The sequence below is a fragment of the Microcoleus anatoxicus genome (assembly GCF_042465725.1).
In the GTDB taxonomy this organism is placed as follows: Bacteria; Cyanobacteriota; Cyanobacteriia; order Cyanobacteriales; family Microcoleaceae; genus Microcoleus; species Microcoleus anatoxicus.
Map to the genome: position 1 here is coordinate 6,079,943 of NZ_CP120853.1, position 16,728 is coordinate 6,096,670.

Below are 16,728 nucleotides of genomic sequence, written 5' to 3' on the forward strand. Positions count from 1 at the left end.
AAGAGACCAATAACTTCATTTCAAAAATTCCACCAACTCTTGTAACTTCAACCAAGGTTCTCCACTCAATAAAATCTCCTTAGCTAAAACCACCCCTGCTTGATGATCGCCCACAGGAATTGCACCTCCCACCTGAAGGGCTAAGGACGCATTCAAAGCCACAACATCCATTTGTGGCTGCGTTCCCTTACCCTGAAGCACGTTTCGCAAAATGTCGGAATTTTCTTCAACATTTCCCCCTTTTAAAGAGCCGATCGCACAGGGTGTCAATCCTACTTTTCTAGCATCTAAAGTCGTTACTTCTACTTTACCGTTGGACAAAACCGCCAAGTCTGAAACATCTCCCAAACCAGCTTCATCCAACTTTTCTCTGCCATGAATGACTACGGCTAATTCAGTCCCCAACTCGCCCAAAGCTTCGGCAATGATTGATACCAGACTGGAATCGAACACCCCAATTACCTGACCTGTAGGGCGCATAGGATTGACGAGAGGCCCCAAAAGGTTAAAAACAGTCCGTACTTTCAAAGTGCGCCGGAGCGATGCTACAGCCTTGAGTGCGGGATGCCACCCAGGCGCAAATAAAAAGGTGATGCCTACTTCGTCTACTGCCGCCTTTACTTTTTGGAAATCTGCGTTGAGGTTGACTCCCAGTGCTTCCAAGACATCAGCAGAACCTACTTTACTTGATGCCGATCGATTTCCGTGTTTGGCTACTCGCACTTTGCCGGCGGCGGCGACAAAAGCGACAGCAGTGGAAATGTTAAAGGTGGAAGCGCCGTCGCCACCTGTGCCGCAAGTATCAATTAAAGGTAGTGAAGTGGGGGAAATCGAACCCAAATCTCCTGGGAGGGATTGAGACTGCAATACCTGAGCCATGCCGGCCAATTCTGTGGCACAGATCCCTTTGGCTTGGAGGGCTGCTAAAATCGCGCCGGAGAGTACGGGGGGAATGTCTTCATTCAGCCATCCCTGCATCAGGTTGGCGGAGGTGGCGCGTGAGAGAGATTGTTTGTCTAACAATTGTTGCAGCAAACTAGGCCACAGAGGAGAATCAGTCATGGGATTCAAGAATTGAACAATGGAACAATGGAAGAATTGCTGTTTTGGAGAATGACGATCGAGCTTGTCCACCAAACCGAGAGTCGATCGGGATTTTAGCAGAGTTTCGGGTCGCGTTTGACACCGCACCGCTGAAACTTCTGCCAAAATGTTACTAAGACTACAGAACAAACACACCACCAGTAGTCAAATATGAATTTTTTGATACAACTATTGCCCCTCGGTTGTGGCAATTTTACAGAGCAACACCAGCTTTGTGCAAACTACCTAGGGATCGGCTATGTTATCTATTATCGAAAATAGTTAATAGTCACACAGTAGGTATGCGAAAGCCTAATTAACCATTAAATTGTGACTCATGGCTCGCCACAAATATTGGGTGCATCTGTGTTTTGTAAATATATTCCTAGGGGCGAAGCATGACCGCAGACAATTTATTAGTTATAACCAGAGATTTACTGCGGTCATGCTTCGCCTATGCAAAATCGGGATGCTTCCGAAATATTAAATTAAGATAACACAAACAGGGTATAAAAAATGACCACTAAAAAACCACAGATAAAAAATATGTATCGAGAAGAAATTGAGGAGGCACTACACGAAATGGAAGCAAAATATTACAGTATGTTTGAAAATGCTGTTTCTGGCATTTTTCAAACAACCATTGATGGTCGCTACATCAGCGCCAATCCAGCTTTGGCTCGCATCTACGGGTATAACTCGCCAGCGGAATTAATCACTGGATTAACCGACATTAGCGACCAGCTTTATGTCGATCCAAGACGACGTGACGAGTTTGTTTCAGATTTACAAAATAATGGTAGCGTGTCAGATTTTGAATCGCAGATTCATCGCCAAGACGGGACGATAATTTGGATTTCAGAAAATGCCCGTGCCGTCCGTGATGAATCTGGTAAATTGCTTTACTACGAAGGTTTTGTGGAAGATATTACCCAGAGAAAACAAGCAGAATATGCACTTAGAGAAAGTGAGGAACGACTGCGTTTAGTAATTGAAGGTGTTAAAGATTATGCCATATTTATGTTAAACACCGAAGGATATGTAGCGAGTTGGAATTCGGGAGCTGAACGGATTTTTGGCTACACTTCTAGTGAAATAATCGGTCAACATTCTCAATGCTTTTACACACAAGAACATATTAAACTTGGCAAGCCACAGAAAAAATTATTGATAGCTGCTGCTGAAGGTAGATATGAAAATGAAGGCTGGCGGATGCGTCAAGACGGCACTAGATTTTGGGCAAATATTATTGTCAATGCTGTGCGTAACCAACAGGGAGAGTTACAGGGATTTTCTCAAGTAGTACAGGACATTACTGAGCAAAAACGGGCGACAGAGGAAAAGATGCGGTTGATTGCTTCTTTGCAAGAGTCGGAAAAAAAGTTTCGCACTCTGTACGAATCGACTAGCGACGCGGTAATGCTGTTAGATGAAGCAGGTTTTTTGGACTGCAATCCAGCAACTTTAAAATTGTTTGGATGCACCAATGAAGCAGAGTTTTGTGGTAAGCATCCCTCGGAATTAAGCCCGCTAATGCAACCGAACGGACAAGATTCTGCTAGCTTATCTCAAGAGCGAATTAATACAGCTTTGAAATCTGGCAACTGCCGTTTTGACTGGCTACATTCCCGGTTAGATGGTTCGGTGTTTCCCGCAGAAGTGCTGTTAACTTCTATGGATATTTGTGGCAAAATGGGGTTGCAAGCGGTGGTGCGAGATATCACCGATCGGGTGCAGGCCCAAGAGGCTCTGAAGCAGGCTAATGAGGTGTTGGAATGCCGAGTTCAAGAGCGCACAAGTGAGTTGGAATCAGCTATTAAACAGTTGCGTTGGTCGGAAGAAAAATTTTCTAAGGCTTTTCGTTCGAGTCCAGATCCCATGACTATTACTACTTTTGCTGATGGGCGGTTAATTGAGGTTAATGATAGTTTTTTATCGATGATTGGTTATTCTTTAGAAGAGGCCCTAGTTTATACGGTACCACAATTAAATATTTGGGTTAACCCAGAAGAAAGAGTCAAGTTTAGGAGCATTTTGCAAGAAAACGGTGTGGTTCGCAATCACGAATACGAATTTCGTGTTAAGTCGGGTGCGGTGGTGGTGTGTTTGCTATCAGCAGAGTTGATTGATTTGGACGGGGAACTCTGTATGCTGGCGGTAATGACGGATATTACCGATCGCAAACACGCAGAAGAAGCCCTACGGGAAAGCCAACGAACCTTGGCTACATTGATGAGCAATTTGCCGGGAATGGCCTATCGTTTTCGTAATGACGATCGCAGTGTAGAGTTTGTGAGCGAGGGTTGCTATCAGTTAGCTGGTTATTCTCCTGATGAGTTTATTGGGACTAGGAAAATTTCTCTCTCGGAATTGACTCACCCGGAGGATCGCGATATTTTGTGGAACGCCATCCAAGTGGCGGTACTGGAAAATCGACCCTATCAACTAACCTATCGAATTACTTCTAAAACCGGGGAGGTAAAATGGGTTTGGGAACAGGGTTTGGGAGTGTTTTCAGACTCTGGAGAATTGATCGCTTTGGAAGGATTAATTACTGATATTTCTGAACAAAAGCGCAGTGAAGAAGCTTTGCTGAGATCGCAAACCGAGCTAACTGAACAAAAGCAGCAGCTAGAACACACTTTGCACGAATTGCGCCAAACTCAAGCCGTCTTAATTCACACTGAAAAAATGTCTACTCTCGGTCAAATGGTTGCTGGTGTTGCTCACGAAATTAACAATCCTGTCAGTAGTGTTTGTGGCAATTTAGTTCACCTCAGTCACTATACGGAAGATTTGCTAGATTTGCTCGCTGTTTACCAGGAGCAATTCTCGCAGCCACCGGCAATCATTCAAGATAAAATAGAGGAGATAGAACTAGATTTTCTGTTAGAAGATTTACCAAAAGCGATGTCCTCTATGCAAGTTGGAGCCGATCGCATTCGGGAAATAGTGCGATCGCTCCAAATTTTTTCCCGCAAAGACGATAATAAAATGAGCAGGGTTAATCTCCACGAAGGGATTGACGGGACGCTGTTGATTCTCCAAAGTCGGCTCAGAGCCCGTGGTGGCTATCCTGAAATTACCGTAATTAAGGAGTATGGAAACTTGCCTTTGGTTGAATGTTATGCTGGAAAAATCAATCAGGTATTTATGAATTTGATCGGAAATGCGATCGACGCGATCGAGGAGTACAATCAGGGACGATCGGTGACGGAAGTTAAAGCTAACCGCAGCAAAATTAAAATTAAAACAGAAGTCGAAAAATCGAAGGCTATAATTAGGATTTCCGATAACGGTCTCGGTATGCCGGAAGAAGTTTCCCAACAATTATTCGAGGCTTTTTTTACCACCAAGCCAGCCGGAAAAGGCACCGGTTTAGGTCTTTCAATTTCCCACAAAGTTGTGACTGAACACAATGGTAAACTTAGTTGCGTGTCAGCACTAGGTCAAGGAGCAGAGTTTATCATTGAACTGCCGATCGAACAAATTAGTCAGTAGTCAGTGGTTATTGGTTATTGGTTATTTGCGGTGCCCTGAGCGTAGTCGAAGGGTTAAGCTGTTCGACATTCAAACTGCACTATTTGTGGCTGATACCCCATGCTGTAAATGGTTCAAGCAATAAATTTAAATGACTAACAGCTTATTGGTTATTTGTTACCAATTCCCAATTCCCAATTCCCAATTCCCCATTCCCAATTCCCCATTCCCTATTCCCCATTCCCTATTCCCCATTCCCAATTACATTTAGTTGGGACAATGCAGATAGAATAGTTTCTCTCAAATCACTTTCCGACCAAGGCTTAAACAAACAAGAATGGAGATTTGCCTGTTGTTTGGCTCGATTAATAGCGGCTTCATCGGCTTGACCAGTCAGCATAATTTTAATAACTTTGGGGAATTGTTCGTGAACGCGAATCAAAAAATCATCGCCCTTAATACCGGGCATTAACCAATCAGAAATAATCACAATCACTCTAATATTCTCCCCATCGAGTTCCTCTATTAAATCTAAAGCTTCATAGGCATCTTCTGCTGATTCATATTTGTAGCCAGAACCGAAGGCTGTTGATAACTGCATCCTGAGACTATCTAAAACCATTCTCTCATCGTCAACACACAAAATTACAGGTTTCGCCATGATTTCTTTTCCTAATCATTTTACATTTAATTGAGTTAAAATGGACTTAATTTTCCGATTACTAAAGTCTGGTAATTGGTATAAAAACACTAAATTTAGTTTGACCCGGAATCGATTCAAATTCTATTTTACCCTGATGTTTTTTAACAATTTTATTGACAATATCTAGTCCTAGTCCGCTGCCTTCTCCTGCTGGCTTAGTGGTAAAAAAAGGAGTAAATATTTGGGATTGAATCTCTTCGGGTATTCCTTTTCCACTATCAGTAAAGCTGATTTTTACCGAGTCGTCAATAGTGGTAACATCAATAGTTAAAGTGCCTCGATTATCCATGGCTTGCAAGGCATTATGGATGAGATTAATCCATACCTGATTCAGTTCATCAGGATAACACAGTAGGGGTGGTAATTCGGCATAGTTCCTAATTACCTTAACTCCTTGTTTTAAGTGATTTTGATAAATAGTTAAAACTGTTTCAATCCCTTCAGTTAAATTGGCTTGAGTCCTTTGACCTGAATGTTCGTAATGGGCATAGGTTTTCAAAGCAAACACTACTTTTGAGACCCGCTCTGTCCCGTTTTGAATAGTCGTCATCCCTCTTTTTATTTGTGAAAGTTTATAGGCTATTTCTAATATTTTAAAACCTTTAGGTTTGGTTAATAGAGGAATAAACATATCAATTTCGCTATCGATTCCCATGATGACCAATATATCGGCAATATTTTCAGCATCTATTTCTGAAAACTCTAATTCTTTCAGTTGATTCCTGAGAGCTTTCTTCAACTTGCGTTCTTCTTTAGTAGATATTATTGATTGTTGGTTTAGCGATCGCCCAAGTAAGGCCATAAACTCTTGGCCTTCCTCTTCGGTAAGGTTTTGAAACAGTACGGGCAACTGTTCTAGGGTAGTAGTCAAGAAGCTGGATATACTCCCGGCGGAAGAGCGAATCGCACCTATAGGAGTATTAATTTCATGGGCAACTCCTGCCACCAATTGTCCCAGCGCAGCCATTTTTTCAGAGTCAATTAATTGTTGCTGAGTGGCTTGTAATTCTTGTAAAGTTAGGGCTAATTCTTGGTTTTTTGCCTCAATTTCTTGATTCATCTGCAAAGCAACATTCTTGGCTTCCCTTTCTTGGGCGAGACGCAGCCGATCGCTTTCTGCTCGTTGGCGATCGCTAATATCTTGGAAAGTACAAATGGCATAACTAATATTTCCCATTTCATCTGAGATTGGTGTCGTCGAAACCTCCAAGGGAATAATTCGATCCGGGTGATGCAATTCCAAATCTTCCGCACGCACTGTTTCTCCCGCGAGCGATCGCACAACAGGTAACTCCTGACTAGGATATAATTGTCCAGTACCAGCACGATAAACTTGATAGGTTGGAGACAACGGCTCAATAGTCGTCTCCGGTAAAGCTTCAATCCCTAATAATTCCTTCGCCTTGCGATTAGCGTAGGTAGGTTTTCCCGCTGTGTCATAGACGGATACCCCTATAGGTATCGCTTCCAAAAACTGAGCCAGACGACGCTCACTCGCTCTAAGTTGGGCATTTTGTGCAGCCAACTGTTGTTCTAAAAAATAAATTTTTAACGCTTCTTGAAGGGTGAAATTGAGTTGTGCAGTTACCCAAGGCTTAGGAATATAGCGATAGAGTTGAGCAGAATTAACTGCATTGCTGACTCCTTCTATGGTAGCTTGACCAGTGAGCATGATTTTTAGCGTATTGGGCGATCGCTCGTGAATGCTTCTTAAAACTTCATCCCCTTTCATGTCGGGCATAATATAGTCAGAGATCACCACAGCAATTTCGCATTCATCTGCCAGCAAATCTTCCACTAATTCTAAAGCTTCACCCCCTCCCATAGCAGTTTCAATTTCAAATTTATCTCCAAAATTTTCTGATAATTCTCTCATCAAACTATCAAGCACAGTCCGATCGTCGTCCACACAAATAATCACAGGTTTCATATCTTTTTTAATCCTTCTTGAATACAAGCAATTAATTCCTGTTCGCTCCAAGGCTTTTGCAGATAACGATGAAGATTCGCCTGTTCTTTTGCCCGTTCTACGGCAGCTTCATCCGCTTGTCCAGTCAATAATATTTTGACAACATTGGGAAACTTTTTTTGGACTTCAATCAAAAATTCATCGCCCTTCATTCCCGGCATTAACCAGTCAGACACAATCACAATCACACCTGCTTCTTCCTCTTGCAATTCTTCGAGAATTTCCAGAGCTTCCTCCGCATTTTCTGAAGTCTCATAAACATAGGAATCACCAAAAGCTGTTTGCAGTTGTCGTAGCAAACTGTTGAGAATAATCACTTCATCATCAACACATAAAATCGATAGTTTAGGCATTTTGAGCTTTTTGTAGGTTGTAGAAGTTTAGCAAACTGAGGAAATCCACACAGCCTCTAATTTATAGTCTAGTCTAGATCCCCTAAATCCCCCTTTTTAAGGGGAGTAGGGGTTGACTTTGAATGCTCTTGTCCCCCCCTTAATAAGGGGGGTTAGGGGGGATCTAGACTCGACTACAAGTGACATTTATTATGGGCTAGCTATTTATCGGTAGTTTAGGCATTTTGAGCTTTTTGTAGGTTGTAGAAGTTTAGCAAACTGAGGAAATCCACACAGCCTCTAATTTATAGTCTAGTCTAGATCCCCTAAATCCCCCTTAAAAAGGGGAGTAGGGGTTGACTTTGAATGCTCTTGTCCCCCCCTTATTAAGGGGGGTTAGGGGGGATCTAGACTCGACTACAAGCGACATTTATTATGGGCTAGCTATTGATTGGTAAAGAGACAGTAAAAGTAGTTTGACCGGGCATCGATTCAAATTCAATTATACCTCCATGTTTTTCTACAATTTTCCTAACGATATCCAGCCCTAAACCACTACCTTCTCCTGGTGGTTTAGTAGTAAAGAAAGGCTGAAAAATCTTCGCCTTAACCTCTTCAGGAATACCAGAACCACTATCAGTAATACTCACCATTATAGACCCATTTTCCTCCCTAGCATCAATCGTCAAAGTCCCTCGGTTATTCATGGCTTGCAAACCGTTATGAATGAGATTCGTCCAAACTTGATTTAATTCATCAAAGTAGCAGCGGATTGGGGGCAAATCTTGATAATTACGAATTACCTCTATTCCCTGTTTAAGTTGATTTTGATATAGGGTTAAAACCACTTCAACTCCATCAATAATACTCGCTTCAATGGTTTCTCCAGTTTGGTTAAATCGGGCATAGGTTTTGAGTGCAAAGACAATTTTTGTGGCTCTTTCAGAAGCAGTTTTAATGTCTCGTGTACTTTCTTGCAAACGGACAAACTGGCGCACGGTTTTGAGAAAGTTGTCACACTCGGCATCTTGGAATATAGAGATAAAAGGCTCAAGGCGATCGCAAATTCCCAAATCTAGAAGCAGATTGGCCACAGTATCAGCCTCAGCAATGCCTTGAGCTTGTAGTTGGCTGACAATAGCTTTCCTCAATTGGCGGCGTTCTCTGCCCGATACAGTGGTAGTATTTTGTTGCGATCGCTCCAACATCTCGATAAATTGCTGTTGGCGTTGTGGCGATAGTGATTGAAAAAATGAGGGTAATTGATTGAGATTTTGACTCAAGAAATCACCAATAGAACCTACGGAGGAACAAATCGCTCCCAAAGGTGTATTTATTTCATGAGCTACTCCCGCCACCAATTGTCCCAATGCAGCCATCTTTTCCGATTGAATCAGTTCGTCTTGGGTAGATTGGAGAGTATTTAAAGCCTGTGAAAGTTCTTGGGTACGTTCCTCAACTTTAGTTTCTAAATTAGCATAGAGTTGGGCATTTTCAATCGAAATTGCTGCTTGAGAGGCTAAAATATTTAAGACTGCGAGGCGATCGGGAGTAAAAGCATTGGTAACAAGATTATTTTCTAGGTACAGAATTGCGCTCGGCTTTCCTTGATGTTGAATCGGCAGACACAAAACAGACTTTGGTTGATGCTGGATGATATAATAGTCAGCAGCAAATGTAGCCTCTGTAGTGGCATCATTTATTACCAGAGTTTCTTGGGTGCGCCAGACATAGTTAATAATTGCGATCGGAATTTCCTTAGAGTCAACAACTGGAATTGAGTTTAGGTTGCACGATTTACCAATAGCACATTGAACAGCGAGGAACAATGAATCTCCTTGTATCAAAATCATCGCTCCTGTTTCGGCTCCCGCATTCTCTATCATCACTTGCATCAAAGTGGAGAGCAACTTATCGAGATTGATTTCGCCTGAGAGTGATTGAGATGCTTTGATTACGGTTGCCAAATCCAGGATTTGTGAAACACCTGAACTTGTACCTGTAACAGTTCCACTCATCGTTTGAGCAATTGTCTCGCCTGTCTTTAAGCTCATTTTCTGATTTAAAATCGGCGCAAGTAATTGAGGATAACGTTTTTCTAAATCCTCAACTTTTGCCTTGGCTCCCCAGCGTGCATAGGCGTAGTAAGCATCCGTTAGGTAGACTTGAGCAATTTTCTCTTTGCCCCAGGTTAGGTAAAATTTGGCTGCGAGTTCGTTAGCTAGTGCTTCTTCATTGATGTACTCGTTTTCTTTGGCGAGTTTAATAGCGCGATCGTAATTATCAATCGCCTCCATATTTTGACCTAAAACTCGATGTCGTTCAGCCTCTACTAAATACAATTTATGCAAATAATTCATGGGAGCATTTTGCGCCCACTGATGCAGAGTAGTTTGATGGGTTTCCACTAAGGCAAGAATTTCAGTTTGCTCAATTGCTGACTCTGTGGGCAAAAGTGCTAAGTGGGTGAGGGCGGCATAGAAATGGAAAATGGGAACAAAAGTCGATCCCGATACTCCCATCACACACTGTTTAATTTGGGTAATGTTGTCTAGGGCAGCCGTGTAGTTTCCATAGCAGTAAGCAAGCAGCAGTTTGAAGATGCAGGCACAGGCGATCGCCGTGAATTCATTGTCCTGATAATGCTTGGGAATCATCACCGTTTCATCATAGGCTTCCCCGATTAAGCAATCCGAGTGAATACGGGTTTCCCTCAAGTTCTGCACCGTCTGCTGAATCATATCCAAATAAATTTGAGCAGAATATTGTTTCAACTGCGCCATCACACCCCTGTAACCTGCTATTTCTGCTTCCCAAGTATCTAGTTCTACCCCAGCGAATAAATGGGTATAAAAATAAATGTATATGTTGTAGCCAGCGTCTACAAAGTCGCCAGTTTCCATGCCAGCCGTAAAGCCATCTTTCAGTGTCGGTAATGTTGCTAAAAGAGCTTCTTTACGATGCTGAATCCAGCCCCCAAACAAAAGTAGAACTGTGGACTTCAATTCCCGCACATTTAACCGATCGAGTAAGTTCAGCCCCAATTGCCCATAGCCATAGCCCGTTTCCACTTCTTGAAAAAAGGCACACAACACCATCCCGTGCATCGCATACCCCACCGTGGATGCGGGTGCATTCCCAAATTGGAGCGATAAACTCACCATCGTCGAGCTAAGTAGGGGCAGCAAACCGGGCATTCCCTGGAAAACGGGTGGAAACAACATACCAGACAGTTGCATAGCGGCGTGAGTCTGTGGATTTCTCATCACAGGTAGGTCAATTAGTTCCTCAATCTTTCTGTCGCCGAGGTAGCCTGCAAGGGCTTGTAGCGCTTTGGCGATCGAAGCTTCATCAGGTGTGGTAGGGAGTTCAATTCCCAATTGTAAGAGTGCGTCTCTGGCGACTGCGATCGTTTCTAACACCTTGATCTGGGCTGTCTGAGCAGCAATTTTAATTTCGTAAATTTTAACTCGATCTAAAATTGTTTGGGCGTGTTGCAAAACCTGTGCTGCTAGGGTATCCATACCATCAAAGTCAGCATTCAAATAGGCAGCTTCAGCAGCAGCAACATAGAGATTCAGGGTCAATTCATACTGATTCTGCCAGCAGTTAGCCCTCAAGAGTTTAATCCCTATTTGGAGATAGATATTTGCCGCAGCATAAGCAGTTGAAGTTAAAGCTTTACGTCCGGCAATTAAATTTAATTGAGCTAGTCGGTCTCGCTCAGGCTGATCTTCAATTAACTCCAGCCCGATATTCAACTGGTTGACAATATCAAAAATTTTTTCTTCTCTTTCTGCTTCCGTAGGGGCGGTGCCCCCGTGCCCGCCCTTCCTCAATAGCAGTTGACCAATTTCGAGATGGGTGGACTGTTTCTGGGATTCGGGAATCAAAAAATATGCTGCTTGCTGCACTCGGTCATGTAAAAACTTGTAGGGAACCGATAACTCCGACGCTTGTCCAACTTCAACTGATTCCGAGTCCCGAAAAAATTTGTACACTTCACTAATCGGAATAACCAACCCTTCTTGCAACGCTTTCCACAAATCAGCAGATGTCTCACTCTGAGATTTTTGATGAACAATTGCCAGAGTTGCTAAGTCAAATTGATTGCCAATACAAGCTGCAAGTTTCAGGACTTCCTGGGTATTTCTAGGCAGTTTTTGCAACTGAATTGCCATAAACTCGACCACATCATCGGTCAAAGCTAGCGTCCTAACTTGGCCAATATCACATTGCCAACCCCCCCTTGCCCCCCCTTGGTAAGGGGGGGTTGGCAAGCTTGCCCCCCCTTCGTAAGCAGAGGTTGGCAAGCTTGCCCCCCCTTGGTAAGCAGAGGTTGGCAAGCTTGCCCCCCCTTGGTAAGGGGGGGTTGGGGGGGTATAATCAAATGATATTAATCCATCAACCTGCAAAGATTTAAGAAATTGAGTAGCAAAAAAAGGATTGCCTTGAGTTTTGCCGAAAACCAGTTCTGTTAGAGGCATTGCCTTTTCGGGTGAACAAATCATGGTATCAGCAATCAGGCGATTCAGGGAAGTTTTGTCTAAAGGTGCTAACGTAATTTGGTTAACTGTTGCCGAGTATGAGCGAATCTCATCCAATGTCAGCATCAGTGGATGGGCTGGAAAAACTTCATTGTCCCGATACGCTCCCATTAACAACAGATAGTTGGTATCTTTTTCACTCATTAATAATTGTATTAGCTTCAATGAAGCCGAGTCTGCCCACTGCAAATCATCCAAGAAAATTACTAAAGGATGCTCTTTTGTGGCAAACACTCGGATGAAGTTTTGAAATAATAGATTGAAGCGATTTTTAGCAGCAGTCCCCTCTAGTTCTGACACTTTTTTCTGCTTGCCAATTAGGTGTTCTAATTCAGGAATGACATCAACAATGACCTGACCGTTTTCACTCAAAGCCTCAAATACTTTAACTTTCCATTTCTGCACCTGGGCAGGACTTTCAGTGAGTAATTGCCTCATTAAATTCTGGAATGCTTGCACCCATGCAGAAAAGGGAATATCGCGCTTGAATTGGTCAAATTTTCCTTTGATGAAATAACCCCTTTGGCGGACAATGGGTTTGTGTACTTCATTCACTACAGCAGTTTTACCAATGCCAGAAAAGCCAGCAACTAGCATAATTTCTCTGCTGCCTTCGCTTACGCGATCGAAGGAATCTAATAGAGCTTTAACTTCAATTTCTCTGCCGTAGAGTTTTTCGGGAATCACGAAGCGATCGCAAATATCCCGATTTCCCAATCCAAACTGGCTAATAGTCCCATTCTCTTGCCATTGCTGCCAGCATTTTTCTAAGTCATAGCGCAGTCCAGTAGCACTTTGATAGCGTAATTCTGGAGTTTTTGCCATCAATTTGACAATCAGATTATTCACCATCACCGACATATTTTGAACCAGTTCCATTGGCGGAATCGGCATCTTGGCAATATGACAGTGAACCAGTTCCATGGGCTCGGTGGAATTAAATGGTAATTGCCCTGTTAGTAGTTGGTAAAAAGTAACTCCCAGCGAGTAAAAGTCGGTGCGGTAGTCGATACCCCGATTCATTCGTCCTGTTTGTTCTGGGGACATATAAGCCAGAGTTCCTTCTAAGACGTTGGGATTTTGAATTTCCTGGTTTTCTCTCGGTAACAGTGAGGAAATGCTGAAGTCAATTAATTTAGTTTCTTTAGTTTCAGGGTTAATAATAATATTCTGGGGCTTGATATCTTTGTGAATAATTCGGTTGTGATATAGTCCTTCTAGGGTTTGGACAACCTGAAGGGCGATCGGCAAAAATTCATCTAGCGGTAGGGGCGAAGTCTGGGGCGAGGCCATGTGAGAGTTACTTGATTGGATATTATCCAATGGCTTGGCATTAGCAGTATACTCAGCCAGGGAAACACCACCAACATCCTCCATTACCAGAGCAAAAGCATTGCGGTAGTTTAAGAGTGCAATGGGTTTGACAATTCCGGGAAGGTCAAGATTTTTGGTAATGGTGTACTGATTCCGAAACTGCACGAGTTCGCTAAAAGTGGGATACTCAGTTTTGAGCAGTTTGATAATCACTTTTTGGTTGGACTTAGTAACACCTCGATAAACCTGTGTTCTAGATCCATTATAGATTTCTTCGATGATGTGATAACCGGGAATTGTTAACAAATTATTAGTCATGGTGAAGAAGTTAAATAAAGATTATATAGATGCTACAGGAGGCGGAAAACGCTCGATTTGACCAGATACTTACTGCACTACGTGCATTTTTAAGCTGAAATTCTTGATTGTGCCAATTTTAGACGATCGCCCGGAAGTGACCTAGGCTATTCATGGTGATTTGAAAATTTTACACCAAGCTTAATTGACAGTAGCTAAATAGTCGATCGCCTTTAAGTATAGCAAGCGCCAAGGCTGTTAATGTGATTTGTTCCTTGCTCCCTGAGCCGAGTCGAAGGGAGCAAGGAACAAAGCGGATTGGCGATTGCTATATTCCATTTAGACAAAATTTATTCTCAAACATATCACATTTCTAGTTTCTTGTCAAATCACAACTGAACAGCCTGGGAAACCATAGGAAATTTTTGATTAAATCACCAATAACCAATAACAAACAACCAACAACAAATAACCAATAACCAATAACTAACCACATCTTTCCAGATAAATCTGAGCCACTACGTCGCCCGGATTTTGCTGCAAACACTCATTAAAAAGTACAGCCGCTCCACTAAAATTTTTCATGTCATACAAAAACAAAGCCTCGCTAAATACTTGCAGCGTCGCTAACTTACCAGCTTTAATTTCCGGCAAGTCCGCATCAAAAACTTCATAAACAGTCACCATTTCCGACTTTCCTTTTACCTGAACTCGATCGATTTTGCGGATTGCATAATCAGCAGGATTTTTCAAAGACTGGAAAGTCGGATCGGTAATCAACAACGACACCCCATACTTTTTCGTCAAACTTTCAATCCGAGAAGCCAAATTAACCGCATCACTAATCACAGTACCATCCATCCGGCTAGGCCCGCCAACGATACCCAGCATCAAAGAACCAGTATTAATCCCCACCCCAATCTTAATGGGTATATAGCCAGCAGAAGCGCGCTCTTGATTGTATTCAACCAAGGCGTGTAACATGGCTATTCCCGCACGAACAGCATCATCAGCACCCTCGCTAAACAGTGCCATAATTGCATCGCCAATATATTTATCAATAAACCCCCGATTTTCAACAATTAGCGGTTCCATATGACTCAAATAAGAATTTATAAATTTGAAATTATCTTCTGGCGTCATCTGTTCCGAAAGAGTAGTGAATTCGCGGATGTCAGAAAATAACACAGACATTTCTAACTGCACCGCGTCTCCCAATTTAATATCAACAATACTTTCACATCCCAAAAAACCTAAAAATTCATTGGGTACAAACCGACTTGTCGCCTGAGTGATTTCTAATTCTGCCTCCAGTGCAATTTCCAAATTGCAATTGACTTCAAAGAGTTCCTCAATCAATTTTTTCCGTTCTGCTTCAGCTTGTTTACGTTCCGTGATATCTTGAAGAGTATTGATAGCATAGACAATTTTGCCATCCCGATCGTAAATTGGGGTAGCCTGAATTTCTACGGGAATAATCTGCTCCCCGTGTCTGACTTCTAAATCATCAGCCACGGAAGTTTCCCCCCTCAATGCCCGGATGATGGGTAAGTTTTCGACTGGGCAATGTTCAAGAGTACCCCCTTGATAAAGTTGATAAACCTCTGACAATTTTTCCGCAGGCATATCCGATACAACTCCTTTACCAAATATCTCTTTTGCCTTCCGATTGATATAGTAAACTTTGCCATCAGTATCAAGTACACCCACACCCACTGGCATTGCTTCCAAAAACTGTGTCAAGCGATTTTCATTTTCGTGTAGTTTAGTAATCAGTACCGCTTGCTGGCTGTTTAATGTTGCCAACTCTTGATTCATGCGCTGGAGTTGCGCATTTTGTTCGGTAAGTTGTTTGTCTTTAAAATAGCTATTTATCGCTTCTTTAACTGTCAATTTCAAATCTTCTGCTTGCCAAGGCTTACTGATATAACGATATAAATTGGCATGATTAATCGCATTGCTTATCGCTTCAACATCCGCTTGTCCTGTGAGCATAATTTTGATAGTTTTGGGCGACATGATATGTACGCGCCTTAATAGCTCATCTCCCCTCATTTCCGGCATCATCTGGTCGGAAATAATTAGAATAACTTCAGAACCATCATCTCGCAATTCTTGCATTAATTCTAATGCTTCTTCTCCTCCTTCAGCTATTTCGATTATATAATCGTTATCGACGGCCTCTCGCAATTCTGCTTTGAGCCCCCTGAGTATAGTTATCTCATCATCAACACAAATAATTACCTGTTGGTTCATAGTTTATGAGATAAAGCAGATTTAATAGTTTCCCGTAACTCTGCTTCAAACCAAGGTTTAGATAAGCATTTATGAATATTTGCTTGTTTTTTAGCGCGAACTACTGCTGATTCGTCAATTTGACCTGTCAACATTATTTTGATAATATTAGGAAATTCTTCGTGAATGCGAATCAACAACTCATCTCCCTTCATACCAGGCATTAACCAATCGGAAATAATCACAACTACGCTGACTTCATCGTCATGGAGTTCCTTAATTAACTCCAAAGCCTCTTCGGCATCTTCCGCCCCTTCATAGGTATAGGTATCACCAAATTCTGCTGCTAGCTGCGTCCTCAGACTGTCCAACATGATTCTCTCGTCATCAACACACAAAATCACTGGTTTAGACATCTATTTTTGCTCCTTTGTCATTAGTGAATCGATTCGAGATTGGAGATTGGTATCATCAGTCGCGATCGATCGCAGCTACTTGCGATAGACAACCCTGGGGATTTTCAGATTAGTATCCACTTGTGAAACCATCAAAACCGGAAACTCTGGAAATCCCTCCTGTCACCCGTTGGATTAACCACAAGGCGATCGCAGGATGTGAGATGAAAATTATCGCTTAATTTAAAACCTCAAATCTCACATCATTGGTATAAAAACATGAAACGTAGTTTTGTCAGGAATAGATTTAACTTCAATTTCCCCCTGATGTTTGTTAATAATCTTGCTGATTTTTAGTAGTATAAATTTGTAC

Annotated in this window: 8 protein-coding genes; 1 reads left to right on the plus strand and 7 read right to left on the minus strand. The window is 42.3% G+C overall.

Features of this window, described 5'->3' with window-relative positions:
• Positions 1–15: 15 nt before the first annotated feature.
• Entirely contained in the window at positions 16–1,062 is a 1,047-nt protein-coding gene (gene trpD / locus P2A85_RS26440; protein WP_377481741.1) for an anthranilate phosphoribosyltransferase, read from the minus strand.
• 537 nt (positions 1,063–1,599) lie between these two features.
• Here trpD and P2A85_RS26445 point away from each other — a divergent pair.
• Complete coding sequence (locus tag P2A85_RS26445) at positions 1,600–4,584, plus strand: PAS domain S-box protein (protein WP_377476320.1); 2,985 nt, start codon at positions 1,600–1,602, stop codon at positions 4,582–4,584.
• Between the two features lie 223 nt (positions 4,585–4,807).
• On the opposite strand, the gene P2A85_RS26450 is transcribed toward P2A85_RS26445, so the two are convergent.
• The 6 genes from P2A85_RS26450 to P2A85_RS26475 all read right to left on the minus strand — a co-directional run bounded on the left by P2A85_RS26450 (position 4,808) and on the right by P2A85_RS26475 (position 16,376).
• The gene (locus P2A85_RS26450; RefSeq protein WP_377476322.1) at positions 4,808–5,224 is read right to left on the minus strand and encodes a response regulator; all 417 of its coding nucleotides are present in this window, start codon (positions 5,222–5,224) and stop codon (positions 4,808–4,810) included.
• 61 nt (positions 5,225–5,285) lie between these two features.
• Positions 5,286–7,196, minus strand: coding sequence for an ATP-binding protein (locus P2A85_RS26455; protein ID WP_377476324.1), 1,911 nt, complete (start codon positions 7,194–7,196; stop codon positions 5,286–5,288).
• Entirely contained in the window at positions 7,193–7,588 is a 396-nt protein-coding gene (locus P2A85_RS26460; RefSeq protein WP_340524057.1) for a response regulator, read from the minus strand. The genes P2A85_RS26455 and P2A85_RS26460 overlap by 4 nt, the downstream gene beginning before the upstream one ends.
• Before the next feature lie 419 nt (positions 7,589–8,007).
• The gene (locus tag P2A85_RS26465; RefSeq protein ID WP_377476326.1) at positions 8,008–13,746 is read right to left on the minus strand and encodes an AAA family ATPase; all 5,739 of its coding nucleotides are present in this window, start codon (positions 13,744–13,746) and stop codon (positions 8,008–8,010) included.
• A gap of 465 nt (positions 13,747–14,211) precedes the next feature.
• Complete coding sequence (locus P2A85_RS26470; protein WP_377476328.1) at positions 14,212–15,981, minus strand: adenylate/guanylate cyclase domain-containing protein; 1,770 nt, start codon at positions 15,979–15,981, stop codon at positions 14,212–14,214.
• Positions 15,978–16,376: a response regulator gene (locus tag P2A85_RS26475; RefSeq protein WP_377476330.1), complete on the minus strand. Its 399-nt coding sequence runs from the start codon at positions 16,374–16,376 to the stop codon at positions 15,978–15,980. The genes P2A85_RS26470 and P2A85_RS26475 overlap by 4 nt, the downstream gene beginning before the upstream one ends.
• Positions 16,377–16,728 lie beyond the last annotated feature (352 nt).